Genomic DNA, 16,138 nt, shown 5'->3' on the forward strand with positions numbered 1-16,138 from the left:
TAAAGAAAGTCCAGAGAGGCTTGGAAGGGTTATAACGGGAAGAAGCTGTACGCTGCTTCTCTCTTTAACCGCACCCCGAGTCTATAGACCGGGGTGTTTTTTTACGGCCTTCAAGCGGAAACGGAGGAGAAAAACATGAATCATTTAACGGCGATGTCTGAACTGAGCGCAGCTGAAATTACAGAACTGCTGCGTGAGGCAAAAGCGATAAAAGAGGGAACAGTCCGCCCCGATCTCGCGGGAAAATTCGTTGCGAATCTGTTTTTTGAACCGAGCACGAGAACGCGGTTCAGCTTTGAAGTGGCGGAAAAGAAACTCGGGATGAACGTGCTCAGCTTAGACGATACGAGCACAAGCGTTCAAAAAGGCGAGTCCTTATACGACACGGTCAAAACTCTGGAATCAATCGGAGCGGACGCCTGCGTCATCAGGCACAGCACGGATGAATATTACAAAGATCTGACCGGCAGAGTCAATATTCCGATCTTAAACGCCGGCGACGGCTGCGGCCAGCACCCGACTCAGTCATTACTCGATTTAATGACGATTCAAGAGGAATTTGAGACCTTTCAGGGCCTGACGGTTTCCATTCATGGCGATATCAAACACAGCAGGGTGGCAAGGTCAAATGCCGAGGTGCTGACAAGGCTCGGCGCACGCGTGCTGTTTTCAGGGCCGCCGCAATGGCAGGATGAGAAAAACGCCTTCGGCACCTGTGTACAGACGGATGAAGCCATACAAGCTTCAGATGTCGTCATGCTGCTCCGCATCCAAAATGAAAGGCATCAGACAGAAGCCGACCAAAAAGGCTACCTGGAAGCATACGGGCTGACCGCAAAGCGGGCGGAGAGCATGAAGCGGCATGCCATCATCATGCATCCCGCACCGGTGAACAGAGGAGTCGAAATTGACACAACATTAGTGGAATGCGGAAAATCAAGAATCTTTAAACAAATGGAAAATGGTGTGTATATCAGAATGGCAGTCTTAAAAAGAGCACTGCAAACCAATGTGAAAAGGGGAGAAGCGGCTTATGTCTTATCTCATTAAAAACGGCTGGATGTTAAATGAACAGGGAGAAAAAGTGGCACAGGATATCCGGGTAACGGGTGAATTCATTTCGGAAACCGGGCTTCTGACAGCGAAAGACGGAGAAACGGTGATCGACGCTGGGGGACTGTTCGTTTCACCGGGACTCGTAGACCTTCATGTCCACTTCAGAGAACCGGGCGGCGAGAAAAAAGAAACCATTGAGACGGGCTCTAAAGCTGCGGCGCGGGGCGGCTTTACCACAGTCGCAGCCATGCCGAATACAAGGCCGGTACCGGATACGAAAGAGCAGATGGAATGGCTGCAAAACCGGATCAAAGAAACCTCATCTGTCAGGGTCCTTCCTTACGCATCCATTACGATCAGACAAACCGGCGAAGAAATGACAGATTTTGAGGCGCTTCATGAAGCCGGCGCATTCGCCTTCACCGATGATGGCGTCGGCGTTCAGACGGCCGGAATGATGTATGAAGCCATGAAACGGGCGGCTTCAATAAATAAAGCGATTGTCGCTCATTGTGAGGATAACTCGCTTATTTACGGAGGGAGCGTTCATGAAGGTTCTTTTTCAAAAGCGAACGGCCTGAACGGCATACCTTCCATTTGTGAAGCTGTACATATCGCCCGTGACGTCCTGCTGGCGGAAGCGGCGGGCTGCCATTACCACGTGTGTCATATCAGCACGAAAGAATCCGTCAGAGCCGTAAGAGACGCAAAAAAAGCGGGAATCCGCGTGACGGCGGAAGTGTCGCCGCACCACCTGCTGCTTTGTGAGGAAGATATCCCGGGACTTGATACCAATTTTAAAATGAATCCGCCGCTTCGCAGCAAAGAGGACAGAGAGGCGTTGATTGAAGGGCTTTTAGACGGTACGATTGATTTCATCGCCACTGACCATGCGCCGCATACAGAAGAAGAGAAAAACACGGATATGAAGCTTGCGCCTTTCGGGATCGTCGGTTTAGAAACAGCCTTTCCGCTTCTGTACACACATTTTGTGAAAAACGGGGCGTGGACGCTGAAGCAGCTGGTTGATTTCATGACGGTAAAACCTTGCGAGGCATTTGATCTTCCGTACGGAACGCTTGCACCGGGGGCGCCGGCTGACATCACCCTGATTGATCTGGAAAAAGAAGCAGCCATTGACAAAGATACATTTTTATCTAAAGGAAAAAATACGCCATTCAACAAGATGAAGTGCTTCGGCTGGCCTGTTGCAACGATGGCTGCCGGTAAGCTTGCATACGAAGAAGGGAGACTCGTCAAATGAAAAGAAGACTAGTGCTGGAAAATGGAGCGGTATTTGAGGGTGAAGCATTCGGGAGCCTGGAGCATACCGCGGGTGAAGTCGTATTCAACACGGGGATGACCGGTTATCAGGAAATTTTATCAGACCCTTCTTACTGCGGGCAGATCGTGACGCTGACGTATCCTCTGATCGGCAACTACGGAATTAACAGAGATGACTTTGAATCCATCACTCCTTTTGTAAAAGGGCTGATCGTAAAAGAACTGTGCGAGCTGCCTTCCAACTGGCGTTCGGCTTACACGCTTGACGAGTATTTGAAAATGAAAAATATCCCCGGCTTACAAGGGATTGACACGAGAAAGCTCACAAGAATGATCCGCACGGCCGGCGCATTAAAAGGAACGTTTGCTTCAAGTGAGGAGAATGTCGGAGAGGTTCTTGCAGGGCTGAAAGAAACGGAACTGCCGAGAAATCAAGTCGCTCAAGTATCTGCGAAAACGGCATATCCGAGTCCGGGCCGCGGCAAACGCATCGTACTCGTCGATTTCGGTATGAAGCACGGCATTTTAAGAGAGTTAAACAAAAGAAAATGCGATGTCATCGTTGTGCCGTACAATGTAACGGCGGAAGAAGTGCTTCAGCTCAAGCCGGACGGCATCATGCTTTCTAACGGACCCGGAGATCCGAAAGATGTGCCGGAAGCCATTGAAATGATAAAAGGAATACTCGGGAAGGTGCCGTTATTCGGAATCTGCCTCGGCCACCAATTATTTGCGCTGGCATCCGGAGCGGAAACGGAAAAAATGAAATTCGGACACAGGGGTTCCAATCATCCGGTTAAAGAGCTTGCGACAGGGAAAGTCGCTTTAACCGCCCAAAACCACGGATATACAGTTTCTTCAATAGATGAGACAGAGCTTGAAGTGACGCACATTGCGATCAATGATCAAACGATCGAAGGACTCAAGCATAAAACATTGCCGGCATTTACGGTTCAGTACCACCCTGAAGCTTCACCGGGGCCGGAAGACGCCAATCATTTATTTGACAGATTCATTGACTTGATCGAAACAACTGAGAAAGAAGGGGAAGCGGTATGCCAAAACGCGTAGATATTAAAAAGATTTTAGTGATCGGATCAGGCCCGATTATTATCGGACAGGCGGCGGAATTTGATTATGCGGGCACACAGGCGTGTCTCGCTTTAAAGGAAGAAGGCTATGAAGTTATTCTCGTCAACTCGAATCCGGCAACGATTATGACGGATACGGAAATGGCTGATCGGGTATACATAGAACCGCTGACGCCGGAGTTTCTCACGCGTATTATCAGAAAAGAACGGCCGGACGCCATCCTGCCGACTCTGGGAGGACAGACCGGACTGAATCTTGCCGTTGAGCTGTCTGAACTCGGGGTTCTTGAGGAATGCGGGGTGGAAGTGCTCGGCACAAAGCTGTCCGCCATCCAGCAGGCGGAAGACCGCGACTTATTCCGTACGCTGATGAATGAGCTGAATGAACCGGTGCCGGAAAGTGAGATCATTCGCACTTTACAGGAAGCCGAGGAATTTGTCGGCCGGATCGGGTTTCCGGTTATTGTGCGCCCCGCTTACACATTAGGCGGAACGGGCGGCGGCATCTGCTCGAATGAAGCAGAACTGAAAGAGATCGTCGAAAACGGATTAAAACTCAGCCCCGTCCATCAATGCCTTCTGGAAAAAAGCATTGCCGGTTACAAAGAGATCGAATATGAAGTCATGAGAGACAGCAGAGATCACGCGATCGTCGTCTGCAACATGGAAAATATCGATCCAGTCGGCATCCATACGGGTGACAGCATCGTCGTTGCCCCGAGCCAGACTTTGAGCGACCGGGAATACCAGCTTTTGCGCAATGTTTCATTAAAGCTGATCCGCGCGCTCGGCATTGAAGGCGGCTGTAATGTTCAGCTCGCGCTCGATCCCGACAGCTTCCAATATTACATTATCGAAGTGAATCCGCGGGTGAGCCGCTCATCTGCCCTCGCCTCAAAAGCGACGGGTTACCCGATCGCAAAGCTTGCGGCGAAAATCGCAGTCGGGCTTTCTCTTGATGAAATGATGAATCCCGTAACGGGAAAAACATATGCGGCTTTTGAGCCCGCGCTTGACTATGTCGTTTCTAAAATCCCGCGCTGGCCGTTCGACAAATTTGAGTCGGCAAACCGCAGGCTCGGGACGCAAATGAAAGCCACCGGAGAGGTCATGGCCATCGGACGCACCCTTGAAGAATCGCTGTTAAAGGCGGTCCGCTCACTGGAAGCCGATGTCTATCACCTGGAACTGAAGGATGCGGAAGAGATTTCTGACGGGCTTTTGGAAAAACGGATCAGAAAGGCCGGAGATGAACGGCTGTTTTATCTTGCTGAAGCGTTCAGAAGAGGCTACACAGTCGAGCAGCTTCATGAGTTTTCCGCAATTGACGTATTCTTTTTGCACAAGCTCTGTAAGCTGGTCGCTTTTGAAACAGAGCTGAAAGCGGAAAAAGGCAGCCTCGCCGTCCTTCAGACAGCGAAGGAACTCGGTTTCTCCGACAAATATATCAGCCGGGAATGGAATATGCCGGAACAAGAGCTGTATCAAATGCGAAAAGAAGCAGCCATCAAGCCTGTATATAAAATGGTGGATACATGCGCGGCGGAATTCGAATCAGAAACCCCGTACTTCTACAGCACATATGAGGAAGAAAATGAGTCTGAGGTTACATCAAGAAAAAGCGTCGTCGTCCTCGGTTCCGGGCCGATCCGTATCGGACAGGGCGTCGAATTTGACTATGCGACCGTTCATTCTGTCTGGGCCATCAAACAGGCAGGCTATGAAGCGATTATTATCAACAACAACCCTGAGACGGTGTCCACTGATTTCAGCATATCAGACAAACTGTATTTTGAACCGCTGACGGTAGAAGATGTCATGCACATCATCGATTTGGAACAGCCGGAAGGCGTTGTCGTCCAATTCGGCGGCCAGACGGCGATCAATCTTGCGGAAGAATTGAGCGCCCGCGGCGTCAAAATCCTCGGCACATCACTTGAAGATTTAGACCGTGCGGAAGACCGGGATAAGTTTGAGCAGGCGCTTGAGGCGCTGAATGTGCCGCAGCCGCTCGGAAAAACCGCTGTGTCGGTGAACGAAGCGGTCAAAATTGCCGCATCCATCGGCTATCCGGTACTTGTCCGCCCTTCGTATGTGCTCGGCGGCCGGGCGATGGAAATCGTCTATCACGAAGAAGAGCTGCTTCACTATATGAAAAATGCGGTCAAAATCAACCCGCAGCATCCGGTGTTAATCGACCGTTATCTGACGGGGAAAGAAATCGAAGTCGATGCCGTATCTGACGGCGAAACAGTCGTTATTCCGGGAATTATGGAGCATATCGAGCGGGCCGGCGTCCATTCAGGGGATTCAATCGCCGTCTATCCGCCTCAGTCTTTAAGCGAAGACATTAAGAAAAAAATCGAACAATACACTGTAGCCTTGGCAAAAGGCCTTAACATCATCGGGTTGCTGAACATCCAGTTCGTACTGTCGCAAGGTGAAGTGTATGTGCTTGAGGTAAATCCGCGGTCAAGCAGAACCGTGCCGTTCTTAAGCAAAATCACAAAGATTCCGATGGCGAATCTGGCGACAAAGGTCATTCTCGGCCAAAAGCTTGCTAATTTCGGCTATCAAGAGGGGCTGCAGCCTGAACAGGAGGGGGTATTCGTGAAAGCGCCTGTCTTCTCATTCGCGAAGCTGAGAAGAGTAGATATTACGTTAGGCCCTGAAATGAAGTCGACGGGAGAGGTCATGGGCAAAGATTCAACCCTGGAAAAAGCGCTCTATAAAGCGCTGATTGCCTCTGGCATTCAAATCCCGAACTACGGCTCAGTGCTGTTGACTGTTGCCGATAAAGATAAAGAAGAAGGACTGCTGATCGCGAAGCGGTTCCACGCCATCGGCTATAAAATCTTGGCAACGGAAGGAACGGCGGCTTATTTGAAAGACGCTCAGGTTCCGGCTCAGGTCGTCGGAAAAATCGGCGAAGAAGGGAAAAATCTGCTCGATGTGATCAGAAACGGCGAAGCGCAATTTGTCATCAATACGCTGACAAAAGGCAAACAGCCGGCCAGAGACGGCTTCAGAATCCGCCGCGAATCCGTTGAGAACGGAGTCGCCTGCCTGACATCTTTAGATACGGCCGAAGCCATTTTGCGGGTATTGGAAAGCATGACATTCCGGGCGGATCATATGCCTGCATCCGAAACCAATCAAAAGGCGGCAGTCACGATATGAAGAAAGCGCATTTGACTGTTCAATCCAACTTAGAAATTGCCGACCGGATTTATAAGATGGTGCTGAAAGGAGAGCTTGTCCGGCACCTTACCGAGCCGGGTCAATTTCTTCATCTGAAGGTGAGTGACGCGGTCACGCCGCTATTAAGAAGACCGCTCAGCATTGCGGACGTCGATTTCGCCGCGAATGAAGTATCCGTTATCTACAGAGCTGACGGTGAGGGAACGCGTCTTTTGGCCGGGAAAAAAGAGGGCGGCAGGATAGACGTTCTCGGCCCTCTCGGCAACGGATTCCCCGTCCGGCGGATTGAACCCGGCAAAACCGCGCTGTTAGTCGGAGGCGGAGTGGGGGTTCCGCCTTTGCAGGAACTGTCAAAGCGCCTGACGGAAAAAGGCGTAAACGTCATTCATGTGCTTGGATTTCAATCAGCAAAGGATGTTTTTTACGAACAGGAATGTCGTGCGTACGGAGACACCTATGTGGCGACGGCTGACGGAACATATGGAGAGAAAGGGTTTGTCACCGATGTCATCCGTGAAAAGCAGCTCGAATTTGATGTCCTGCTAAGCTGCGGACCGACACCGATGCTGAAAGCTCTGAAGCAGCAGTACGGCCATAAAGAGGTTTATCTTTCGATGGAAGAGCGGATGGGCTGCGGCATCGGAGCCTGCTTCGCCTGCGTGTGCCGCACGGGTGAAAGCGATACATCCTATGTAAAGGTCTGCCTTGACGGGCCGGTATTTAAAGCTGAGGAGGTGGCGCTGTAATGTTAGAAGTGAATCTGCCGGGTCTCCAATTGAAAAATCCGATCATCCCCGCTTCCGGATGTTTCGGTTTCGGGAAAGAATATGCCGGATTTTACGATTTATCATGCCTCGGAGGCATTATGATTAAAGCCACGACGAACGAAGCCCGCTTCGGAAATCCGACGCCGAGAGTGGCGGAGACAAGCGCGGGAATGCTGAATGCCATCGGACTGCAAAACCCCGGCCTTGAGCATGTGCTCAATCATGAGCTGCCTTGGCTCGAACAATTTGACACGCCGATTATCGCAAATGTCGCCGGTTCTCAGGTGGACGACTATAAAGAAGTGGCCGAGCACATCAGCCAAGCGCCGAATGTGCATGCGCTTGAGCTTAACATTTCATGTCCGAATGTCAAAACGGGGGGGATTGCTTTTGGTACTGATCCCGTCATGGCGGCCGAACTGACAAAAGCGGTGAAAGAAGTTTCCGCAGTGCCTGTGTATGTGAAGCTTTCGCCTAATGTCGCAAACATAACCGAGATTGCCAAAGCGATTGAAGCGGCCGGTGCTGACGGTCTGACGATGATTAATACACTCATCGGGATGAGGCTCGATCTCAAGACGGGACGGCCGATCTTAGCAAATAAAACGGGCGGACTGTCAGGCCCGGCGATCAAACCGGTCGCCATCCGGATGGTATACGAAGTCAGCCAGGCCGTTCAAATCCCGATTATCGGGATGGGCGGCGTTCAGACCGCAGAGGATGCATTAGAATTTCTTCTTGCGGGAGCGAGTGCGGTTGCCGTCGGCACGGCAAACTTCGTCAATCCGTTCGTCTGCCCGGAAATCATAGAACAGCTCCCCCGTGTACTGCGCCAACACGGCTTTCAATCTGTAAGTGAATGCATCGGAAGGAGCTGGAAACATGAAAAACAACCTGCCCATCATCGCGCTTGATTTTGCATCAGGGGAAGAGACTTTAACGTTTTTAGACTTGTTTGAAAAGGAAAGGCTTTTTGTCAAAACGGGGATGGAACTTTTTTATCAGGAAGGCCCCGCCATCATTCACCAATTAAAAGAACGGAACTGTGATATATTTTTAGATTTAAAGCTTCATGATATCCCGACTACGGTCAATAAAGCGATGAAGCGGCTGGCCGGCCTCGGCGTTGATCTCGTCAATGTGCATGCGGCAGGGGGCGCACGCATGATGCGCGCGGCCCTAGAGGGGCTTGAAGAAGGCACGCCGACAGGCAGAAAACGCCCGTCTTTAATCGCGGTGACTCAGCTGACCAGCACTTCAGAGCAGGTGGCGAAGGAAGAGCTTCTGCTGCATAAGCCGCTGTTAGAAACGGTCGTGCATTACGGCAAAATGGCGGAAGAGTGCGGGCTGGACGGAGTGGTATGTTCGGTGCATGAAACAAAAGCCATTTATGAAGCGGTCCGGCCTTCATTTCTGACAGTCACACCGGGCATCCGCACGGCCAGTGACGCAGCTGACGATCAAGTCCGGACGGCGACTCCGTCATTTGCGAAAGAAAACGGTTCGTCAGCCATCGTCGTGGGCCGCTCAATTACAAAAACGGAAAACCCCGTTGAAGCATATGAAGCAATTAAACTGGAATGGGAGGGCGTTCGCCGATGAAACAGGCTATCGCAAAACATCTATTACACATTGAAGCTGTCTTTTTACGCCCGAATGAGCCGTTTACGTGGGCGAGCGGTATTTTATCACCGATCTATTGTGACAACCGTCTGACATTGTCGTATCCAAAAGTGAGAAATGATGTGGCGGACGGGCTCGGCAAACTGCTGAAAGAGCATTTTCCCGAGGCGGAGATGATCGCGGGCACTGCAACGGCGGGCATTCCGCATGCTGCGCTTCTCGCAGATCGTACAGGCGCGCCGATGTGCTACGTCAGAAGCAAACCGAAAGCGCATGGCAAAGGAAATCAAATAGAAGGCGCCATTAAAAAAGGGCAAAAAACAGTCGTGATTGAAGACTTGATTTCTACCGGGGGCAGCGTGCTTGAAGCTGCGGCGGCCCTTCAAAGAGAGGGCGCGGAAGTCCTCGGCGTCATTTCCATTTTTACATACGGACTGCCGAAAGCAAAAGAAGCCTTTAAAAAAGCGGGTCTTCCTTATTACTCGTTAACGGATTATGACACGCTGATTGAAGTCGCGCTTGAAAACGGAACGATTCATTCAGATGACATTGAGAAACTGAAATCATGGAAACAGAATCCCGAGTCAAAAGATTGGTTTAAAAAATAATGACAATAAAAACAGGCCTCAGGGCCTGTTTTATTATTCCTATCAAAAAACTCGGGTTGACTTCTGTTAGAATTGTGCTAAAATTTAGTACAAATCTAAAAAGCTTATCAAGAGCGGCTGAGGGACTGGACCGATGACGCCCGGCAACCTGCGTGTCATGCAAGGTGCCGCATCCAGAAAAATGCACAGCATTTTGAAGATAAGGGCTATACCGGGTCACTGTCTTTCATTCCGCTGGATTGAAAGTTTTTTATATGAAAAAAAGATTGAGGGATAAGACAACCGGCAGAAAACAACAGCTGTTTGATTGTCTCCGGGAGGAGGAAAGGAAAAATGCTAACGTATGACACATGGGAAGAGCCGGCGATTACATTTCCGGAAGACGATTCCTATAAAGGCGCGCTGTCCGTTTTAAAATGGGCATACGGCCACTACGGAGACCAGCTTGTTTACGCGTGCAGCTTCGGGATTGAAGGCATCGTCCTGATCGATTTAATTTCTAAAGTAAAGAAAGACGCGGAAATCGTGTTTCTCGATACGGGTCTTCACTTTAAAGAAACATATGAAACGATCGAAAAAGTGAAAGAGCGTTACCCGGGACTGAACATTATCCTGAAAAAGCCAAGCCTTACTCTTGAAGAACAGGCCGAGGCTCACGGAGATAAACTGTGGGAAAGAGAACCGAACCAGTGCTGCTACATCAGAAAAATTCTGCCGTTAAGAGAAGCGCTCGCAGGACATCCGGCATGGCTGTCCGGTCTTCGCCGGGATCAAGGGCCGAGCCGGGCGAATACGAATTTCCTGAATAAAGACGACAAGTTTCAATCGATTAAAGTATGCCCGCTGATCCATTGGACATGGAAAGACATCTGGAGATATACTTCCAAGCATGAGCTGGATTACAATATCCTCCATGATCAGGGGTATCCGAGCATCGGCTGTGAACCGTGCACTTCACCTGCGTTTACCGCGGAAGATTTGCGGAGCGGCAGATGGAACGGCATGGCGAAAACAGAATGCGGACTGCATGAATAAAGGAGCTGCACGATGGAATTAGCCGCTATTTTATTCTGCCTGTTTTTTGCCATGAATATCGGAGCAAGCGGAGCCGCGGCTTCAATGGGAGTCGCTTATGGGTCCGGCGCCGTTAAAAAGAAAACGTATGCGCTGATCATCTGCGCGGCCGGAGTCCTGTCAGGGGCGGTTATCGGCGGCGGAGAAGTCGTTAAAACGATCAGCGGCGGAATCATTCCCGAACAAACCATTACGCTCACCATTGTCTGCATTATTATCGGATCGGCGGCGCTATCATTATTCACGGCGAATGTGCTCGGCATTCCGCTGTCGACGAGTGAGGTCACTGTCGGGGCGATTGTCGGTGTCGGCGTCGCGTACAAAGTATTGTTTTTACAGCATCTTTTGGTCATCGTGATTTTTTGGGTGCTTGTACCGTTTGTCGCGTTCTGTTTCACGTTTCTCGTCTCGAAGGTATTCAGTTCTCTGAATATTCGAGTCATTTCGAGTCGGAAACAGAAGATTTTAGGGATTGTGCTGCTGATTGCGGGGTTTTGGGAAGCTTTTTCAGCCGGAATGAACAATGTCGCAAATGCGGTGGGCCCTTTGGTTGCTGCGGGCGTGCTCAGCGTGTCCAAAGGAACGCTGTACGGAGGCATCTTTGTCGCTCTCGGCGCTCTGCTTTTAGGACGCAAAGTGCTTGAAACCAACGGGAAAAAGATTACGAGATTTTCAGCCGGAGAAGGCATACTGCTTTCAGGAACCGGCGCGGGGCTTGTCATTATCAGTTCCGTCTTCGGTCTGCCGGTCCCATTGGCGCAAGTCACATCATCATCAATTATCGGTATCGGAATGGCCAAAAACGGGCCGAACGTTTTTCATAAAGAAGTCGTGAAAACGATGCTCAAAGTATGGGTCGTTTCACCGTTTTTGTCACTGTCGATTTCGTATTTGCTTGTCTCCCTGCTGTTAAAAGGAGATTATTATTCCATCTTTATGATGGCCAGCGTGCTTTTGGCAGCTGGCGGAGCCGCCAGTCTGATGAAAGCCATCCGAAAAGAGAAACGCTCTGTCCATGAACAAGGCGGAGGCATTTAACTATTAATCTGAGTTTATTTATCTGTTAACTGGGAGGAATCATGTATTATGAGTTTAGCACCGCACGGAGGAACATTAATTAATCGGGTAAATGAGCAGTATGATCTTACATCCGTCCAAAAAGAAATTGAGCTTGATTTGATTTCGTTCGCTGATTTAGAGCTGATCGGGATCGGGGGGTACAGCCCGATTGAAGGATTTTTCACAGAAAAAGATTACGTGTCAGTCGTTGAAAATATGCGTCTGGCATCCGGGGTTGTCTGGTCCCTGCCGATCACGCTTCCGGTCGATTCAGAAAAAGCGGCTGAGCTTGCCGTCGGCGACACGGTGAAACTGACTTACGGCGGAGAAACATACGGCGTAGTCGACATCGAAGATATTTATACGCCGGATAAACAAAAAGAAGCCGTTCACGTATATAAAACCGATGATGCCGCGCATCCGGGCGTGAAAAAATTATTTTCACGCGGCGATACGTATGTCGGCGGGCCGATCACATTAATTAAAAAAGCGTCAAAGCAGTTTCCCGAGTTTACATTTGAACCTGCCGATACAAGACGAAGCTTCGAAGAAAAGGGCTGGAAAACCATTGTCGGTTTCCAAACGAGAAATCCGGTTCACCGCGCCCACGAATATATCCAAAAAACCGCGCTTGAGACGGTTGACGGCCTGTTTTTGAACCCGCTCGTCGGTGAAACAAAATCAGATGACATTCCGGCGGATGTCAGAATGGAAAGCTACCAGGTGCTGCTCGATCATTATTATCCGAAAGACCGCGTGTTCCTCGGCGTATTTTTGGCGGCTATGCGGTATGCGGGGCCGAGAGAAGCCATTTTCCACGCGCTTGTCCGCAAAAACTACGGCTGCACGCATTTTATCGTCGGCCGCGATCATGCCGGCGTCGGTGATTACTACGGCACATATGAAGCGCAAGAGCTGTTTGATCAATTTACAGCGGATGAACTCGGGATTACACCGATGAAATTCGAGCACAGCTTCTTCTGCCGGAAATGCGGCAACATGGGAACGGCCAAAACATGCCCGCATGACAGAGAAGACCACGTCATTCTGTCAGGAACAAAGGTCAGAGAAATGCTGCGAAGCGGCGTCATGCCGCCGGCGGAATTCAGCCGTCCTGAAGTTGTCGAGGTGTTGATTAAAGGGCTGAAAACGAAAGAAGAAGCAGGCGTTTCTTAAGGAGGAAAATAGAGTGACAAATCGTGATATCGTGTGGCATGAAGCCTCAATAACGAAAGAAGAATACCAGCAGAAAAACAAGCATAAAAGCTCTATCCTCTGGCTGACGGGCTTAAGCGGTTCAGGTAAATCCACGATTGCAAACGCCGCAGCGCGCGAGCTGTTTGAACAAGGCTATCAAGTCATCGTGCTTGATGGTGATAACATCCGCCACGGCTTAAACAAGGACTTAGGTTTTTCCGATGATGACCGCAAGGAAAATATACGCCGCATCGGGGAAGTGGCGAAGCTTTTCGTTCAGCAGGGAACCATCGTCATCACGGCTTTTATTTCTCCGTTCCGTGAGGACAGAGATCAGGTGAGAGAGCTTGTAGCGGAGGGCGAATTTAATGAAATCTATGTGAAATGCGACCTCGATATATGTGAAAAGCGCGATCCGAAAGGTTTATATAAAAAAGCAAGAAATGGTGAAATTCCGTTCTTTACGGGGATCGACTCACCGTATGAAGAGCCGAAAGCGCCAGAGCTCGTACTTGATTCAGGCAAATGTGAACGCGAAGAATGCACCGGAAGACTGGTTGACTTTGTGAAAAACAGCTTAGCATAATAGGTCCAAAAAGGCCGCGCAATCAGCCGGATATCCCCCGCAATGGCGGGATATGGTAAAATAGCTGAAGTGCGGCCTCGCGGCTGTTCTGGGAAGATTTCAAAACGGATCGGGGAGACATGCTATGGGGAAAGTATTTATCGTTGGAGCCGGTCCGGGAGATCCGGACTTATTAACGGTGAAGGCAATGAAAGCCATACAGAAAGCGGACGTTATATTATATGACAGATTGGTAAGCAAAGAGATTTTACAGTATGCCGGAGAAGAAGCGGATCTGATTTACTGCGGAAAGCTCCCGGATTTTCACATTATGAAACAGGATACGATCAACCATTTCCTTGTGAAGTATGCGAAAAAGGGGAAAACCGTTGTAAGGCTCAAGGGAGGCGACCCGTTTGTTTTCGGCCGCGGAGGCGAAGAAGCGGAGGCTCTCGCGCAAAACGCCATTCCGTTTGAGATCGTTCCCGGCATTACATCAGGAATCGCGGCTGCTGCTTATGCCGGCATTCCCGTGACGCACAGAGAGGCGAGCTCCAATGTCGCATTCGTTACGGGACATTATAAACAAGAAGACGACTTTGAAGAAAAATGGAAAGCGCTGGCGACGGGCATTGATACGCTGGTGATTTATATGGGAATTAAAAATATCCGGCAGATTGAAAGAATGCTGCTGGAAAACGGCAGAGACGGCGGCACCCCGGCAGCCTTTATTCATTGGGGAACGACGGACAGGCAAAAAACAGTCGTCTGCACCGTCGGCACGCTTTCAGACACAGTGATAAAAGAAGAAATCAAAAACCCGAGCTTAATTGTTATCGGTGATGTCGTCAATTATCACTGTAAACTGGACTGGTATGCATCTGATCAGAAAAATCTGGATTTGAGCGAGGCGTTGTAAATGAAGCAGGCGATTTTATACATCGGGCACGGAAGCAGGCTGAAAAAAGCGCAGACAGAGTCGGCGGCGTTTTTAAAAGGGTGCATGCCGCACGCTGACGCTCCCATTCAGGAAATTTGTTTTTTAGAACTGCAGGAACCGTCTATTGAAGCGGGATTTGAAGCATGTGTCAGACAAGGCGCCACTCATATTGCGGCCGTGCCTTTACTGCTGTTGACCGCTGCCCACGCAAAACATGACATTCCGGCTGAAATCGCCCGTGCGGCGGCCCTGCATCCCGATATAAAAGTGACATATGGTGTTCCGATCGGAGTGGACGATGAAGTCGTAAAAGCGGTGCATCATCGCATTGAAGATACCGGAGTGCCCATTGAGCAGGCGAAAGTGGTGCTGATCGGAAGAGGAAGCACAGATCCGGCAGTTAAGAACGCAGTCAGTGAGATTGCCGGAAAACTTGAGGCGATTACACCTGTTAAAGAAGTCATCCCTTGTTTTTTAACAGCATGTGATCCGCACTATAAAGAAGTGTTTGCCGGCCTTGAAGAGGATGACGGAGCACCCGTTTTTATCGTTCCATATCTTCTGTTTACCGGGCTTTTAATGACTGAGATTGAACGGGAAGTTCAAAAGCTTCAAACGGTCAATCAAAATGTTCATCTCGCTTCATACTTAGGTTTTCACCCGCATATTAAGCAGGCGTTTTTGAACCGTGTGTCAGAAGCTGTTCGAAACCCCGGCGGTCAGTTTGATTTTAAGGGGGGACAGTATGCTGCCTCTGCACATTAATTTAAGCGGAAAAAGAATTATCATCGCGGGCGGAGGCAATGTTGCCTTAAGAAGGCTCAAAACGGTGCTTCCGGAAGGCGCGGATATTACTGTAATCAGTCCCGATGCCCTGCCCGAAATTAAACAGCTGGCGGATGAAGGGCGCATCCGCTGGGTTTCCCGTAAAATTGAAATGAAGGATCTCGCGCCCGCTTTTTTCATCATTGCCGCGACAAATGACCGCAGCGTAAATCAGGAGATAGCCGCGAGCGCTTCTGAAACGCAGCTGGTCAATTGTGTAAGCGAGGCTGAACAGGGCAGCGTGTATATGCCGAAGATCATCCGCAAAGGGCGCATTCAAGTATCCGTATCAACAAGCGGCGCAAGCCCGGCACATACGAAAAGACTGGCTGAGGACATAGAGCCTCTCATTACTGCTGATTTGGCTGAAGAAGTGGATCGATTATTTGAGAAAAGAAGAAGACCATAAAAAACACCTTGTCTGTCATCAGGCAGGGTGTTTTTTATACTGTTCTCACAGTCCCCGAATGTGAACAATTCAAAACGAAAGCGGGCAGTTTGAACGGTATATGCCGGCAAGAGGTCAGAATTGCGAAGTGATGCGGAATATGTATCTGATCCCAATGCCGCCTGGATTCCGCCCGCATACAAAGGAACGGTCAGAGACCCGGCATGATTATATTGACTGCCCGGATGTGCTCAGGTGCGGCGAGGGAAGGTGACAGTATCCGCCGCCAAATCAGGTGTGACCGTTTTAATCAGAGACGGCCCGGCGGATCAGGCAGACATGACGGGGAACTGAACAGATATTGTAAAAATCGGTTCTGACGGCTGGGAGAGTTTCGTCTCCGTTTATACGTAATAAAAAACACCTCCAAGCTGAGTGCGGGTTTCAGCTTGGAGGTGCG

Annotated in this window: 15 protein-coding genes and 1 riboswitch; all 15 genes read left to right on the top strand. The window is 49.9% G+C overall.

Annotated features, from left to right (window positions below):
• Window positions 1-135 precede the first annotated feature (135 nt).
• Window positions 136-1,050, top strand: coding sequence for an aspartate carbamoyltransferase catalytic subunit (locus G9F50_RS04315; RefSeq protein ID WP_007409728.1), 915 nt, complete (start codon window positions 136-138; stop codon window positions 1,048-1,050).
• Entirely contained in the window at window positions 1,034-2,320 is a 1,287-nt protein-coding gene (locus G9F50_RS04320) for a dihydroorotase (protein ID WP_060561712.1), read from the top strand. Before G9F50_RS04315 ends, G9F50_RS04320 begins: the two co-directional genes overlap by 17 nt.
• Window positions 2,317-3,411, top strand: coding sequence for a carbamoyl phosphate synthase small subunit (locus tag G9F50_RS04325; RefSeq protein ID WP_060561711.1), 1,095 nt, complete (start codon window positions 2,317-2,319; stop codon window positions 3,409-3,411). Before G9F50_RS04320 ends, G9F50_RS04325 begins: the two co-directional genes overlap by 4 nt.
• Window positions 3,396-6,611 carry a carbamoyl-phosphate synthase (glutamine-hydrolyzing) large subunit gene (gene carB / locus G9F50_RS04330; RefSeq protein ID WP_060561710.1) on the top strand — a complete coding sequence of 1,072 codons (3,216 nt, stop codon included), beginning with the start codon at window positions 3,396-3,398 and terminating at the stop codon, window positions 6,609-6,611. The genes G9F50_RS04325 and carB overlap by 16 nt, the downstream gene beginning before the upstream one ends.
• Complete coding sequence (locus G9F50_RS04335; protein ID WP_060561709.1) at window positions 6,608-7,378, top strand: dihydroorotate dehydrogenase electron transfer subunit; 771 nt, start codon at window positions 6,608-6,610, stop codon at window positions 7,376-7,378. Before carB ends, G9F50_RS04335 begins: the two co-directional genes overlap by 4 nt.
• Window positions 7,378-8,313 (top strand): dihydroorotate dehydrogenase, encoded by a 936-nt coding sequence (locus tag G9F50_RS04340; RefSeq protein WP_003154377.1) that lies wholly within the window; start codon window positions 7,378-7,380, stop codon window positions 8,311-8,313. Before G9F50_RS04335 ends, G9F50_RS04340 begins: the two co-directional genes overlap by 1 nt.
• The gene (pyrF, locus tag G9F50_RS04345) at window positions 8,282-9,001 is read left to right on the top strand and encodes an orotidine-5'-phosphate decarboxylase (protein ID WP_060561708.1); all 720 of its coding nucleotides are present in this window, start codon (window positions 8,282-8,284) and stop codon (window positions 8,999-9,001) included. Before G9F50_RS04340 ends, pyrF begins: the two co-directional genes overlap by 32 nt.
• Window positions 8,998-9,630: an orotate phosphoribosyltransferase gene (gene pyrE / locus G9F50_RS04350; RefSeq protein WP_023356887.1), complete on the top strand. Its 633-nt coding sequence runs from the start codon at window positions 8,998-9,000 to the stop codon at window positions 9,628-9,630. Before pyrF ends, pyrE begins: the two co-directional genes overlap by 4 nt.
• Before the next feature lie 101 nt (window positions 9,631-9,731).
• A riboswitch (SAM riboswitch) is annotated at window positions 9,732-9,836 on the top strand.
• 127 nt (window positions 9,837-9,963) lie between these two features.
• Window positions 9,964-10,665, top strand: a complete 702-nt coding sequence (locus G9F50_RS04355; protein ID WP_003154369.1) for a phosphoadenylyl-sulfate reductase — start codon at window positions 9,964-9,966, stop codon at window positions 10,663-10,665.
• 12 nt (window positions 10,666-10,677) lie between these two features.
• Window positions 10,678-11,742 (top strand): sulfate permease, encoded by a 1,065-nt coding sequence (locus tag G9F50_RS04360; RefSeq protein WP_015239832.1) that lies wholly within the window; start codon window positions 10,678-10,680, stop codon window positions 11,740-11,742.
• A 48-nt stretch (window positions 11,743-11,790) separates the two neighbouring features.
• The gene (gene sat / locus G9F50_RS04365; RefSeq protein ID WP_007611312.1) at window positions 11,791-12,939 is read left to right on the top strand and encodes a sulfate adenylyltransferase; all 1,149 of its coding nucleotides are present in this window, start codon (window positions 11,791-11,793) and stop codon (window positions 12,937-12,939) included.
• A 13-nt stretch (window positions 12,940-12,952) separates the two neighbouring features.
• Window positions 12,953-13,546 carry an adenylyl-sulfate kinase gene (cysC, locus tag G9F50_RS04370; protein WP_007611313.1) on the top strand — a complete coding sequence of 198 codons (594 nt, stop codon included), beginning with the start codon at window positions 12,953-12,955 and terminating at the stop codon, window positions 13,544-13,546.
• A gap of 124 nt (window positions 13,547-13,670) precedes the next feature.
• Window positions 13,671-14,444 carry a uroporphyrinogen-III C-methyltransferase gene (cobA, locus tag G9F50_RS04375; protein WP_060561707.1) on the top strand — a complete coding sequence of 258 codons (774 nt, stop codon included), beginning with the start codon at window positions 13,671-13,673 and terminating at the stop codon, window positions 14,442-14,444.
• Window positions 14,445-15,230 carry a sirohydrochlorin chelatase gene (locus G9F50_RS04380; protein ID WP_007409741.1) on the top strand — a complete coding sequence of 262 codons (786 nt, stop codon included), beginning with the start codon at window positions 14,445-14,447 and terminating at the stop codon, window positions 15,228-15,230.
• Window positions 15,211-15,699 carry a precorrin-2 dehydrogenase/sirohydrochlorin ferrochelatase family protein gene (locus G9F50_RS04385; RefSeq protein WP_022553365.1) on the top strand — a complete coding sequence of 163 codons (489 nt, stop codon included), beginning with the start codon at window positions 15,211-15,213 and terminating at the stop codon, window positions 15,697-15,699. The genes G9F50_RS04380 and G9F50_RS04385 overlap by 20 nt, the downstream gene beginning before the upstream one ends.
• Window positions 15,700-16,138: the final 439 nt, after the last annotated feature.

This window comes from Bacillus sp. EKM206B (genome assembly GCF_011066015.1).
Lineage (GTDB): Bacteria > Bacillota > Bacilli > Bacillales > Bacillaceae > Bacillus > Bacillus velezensis.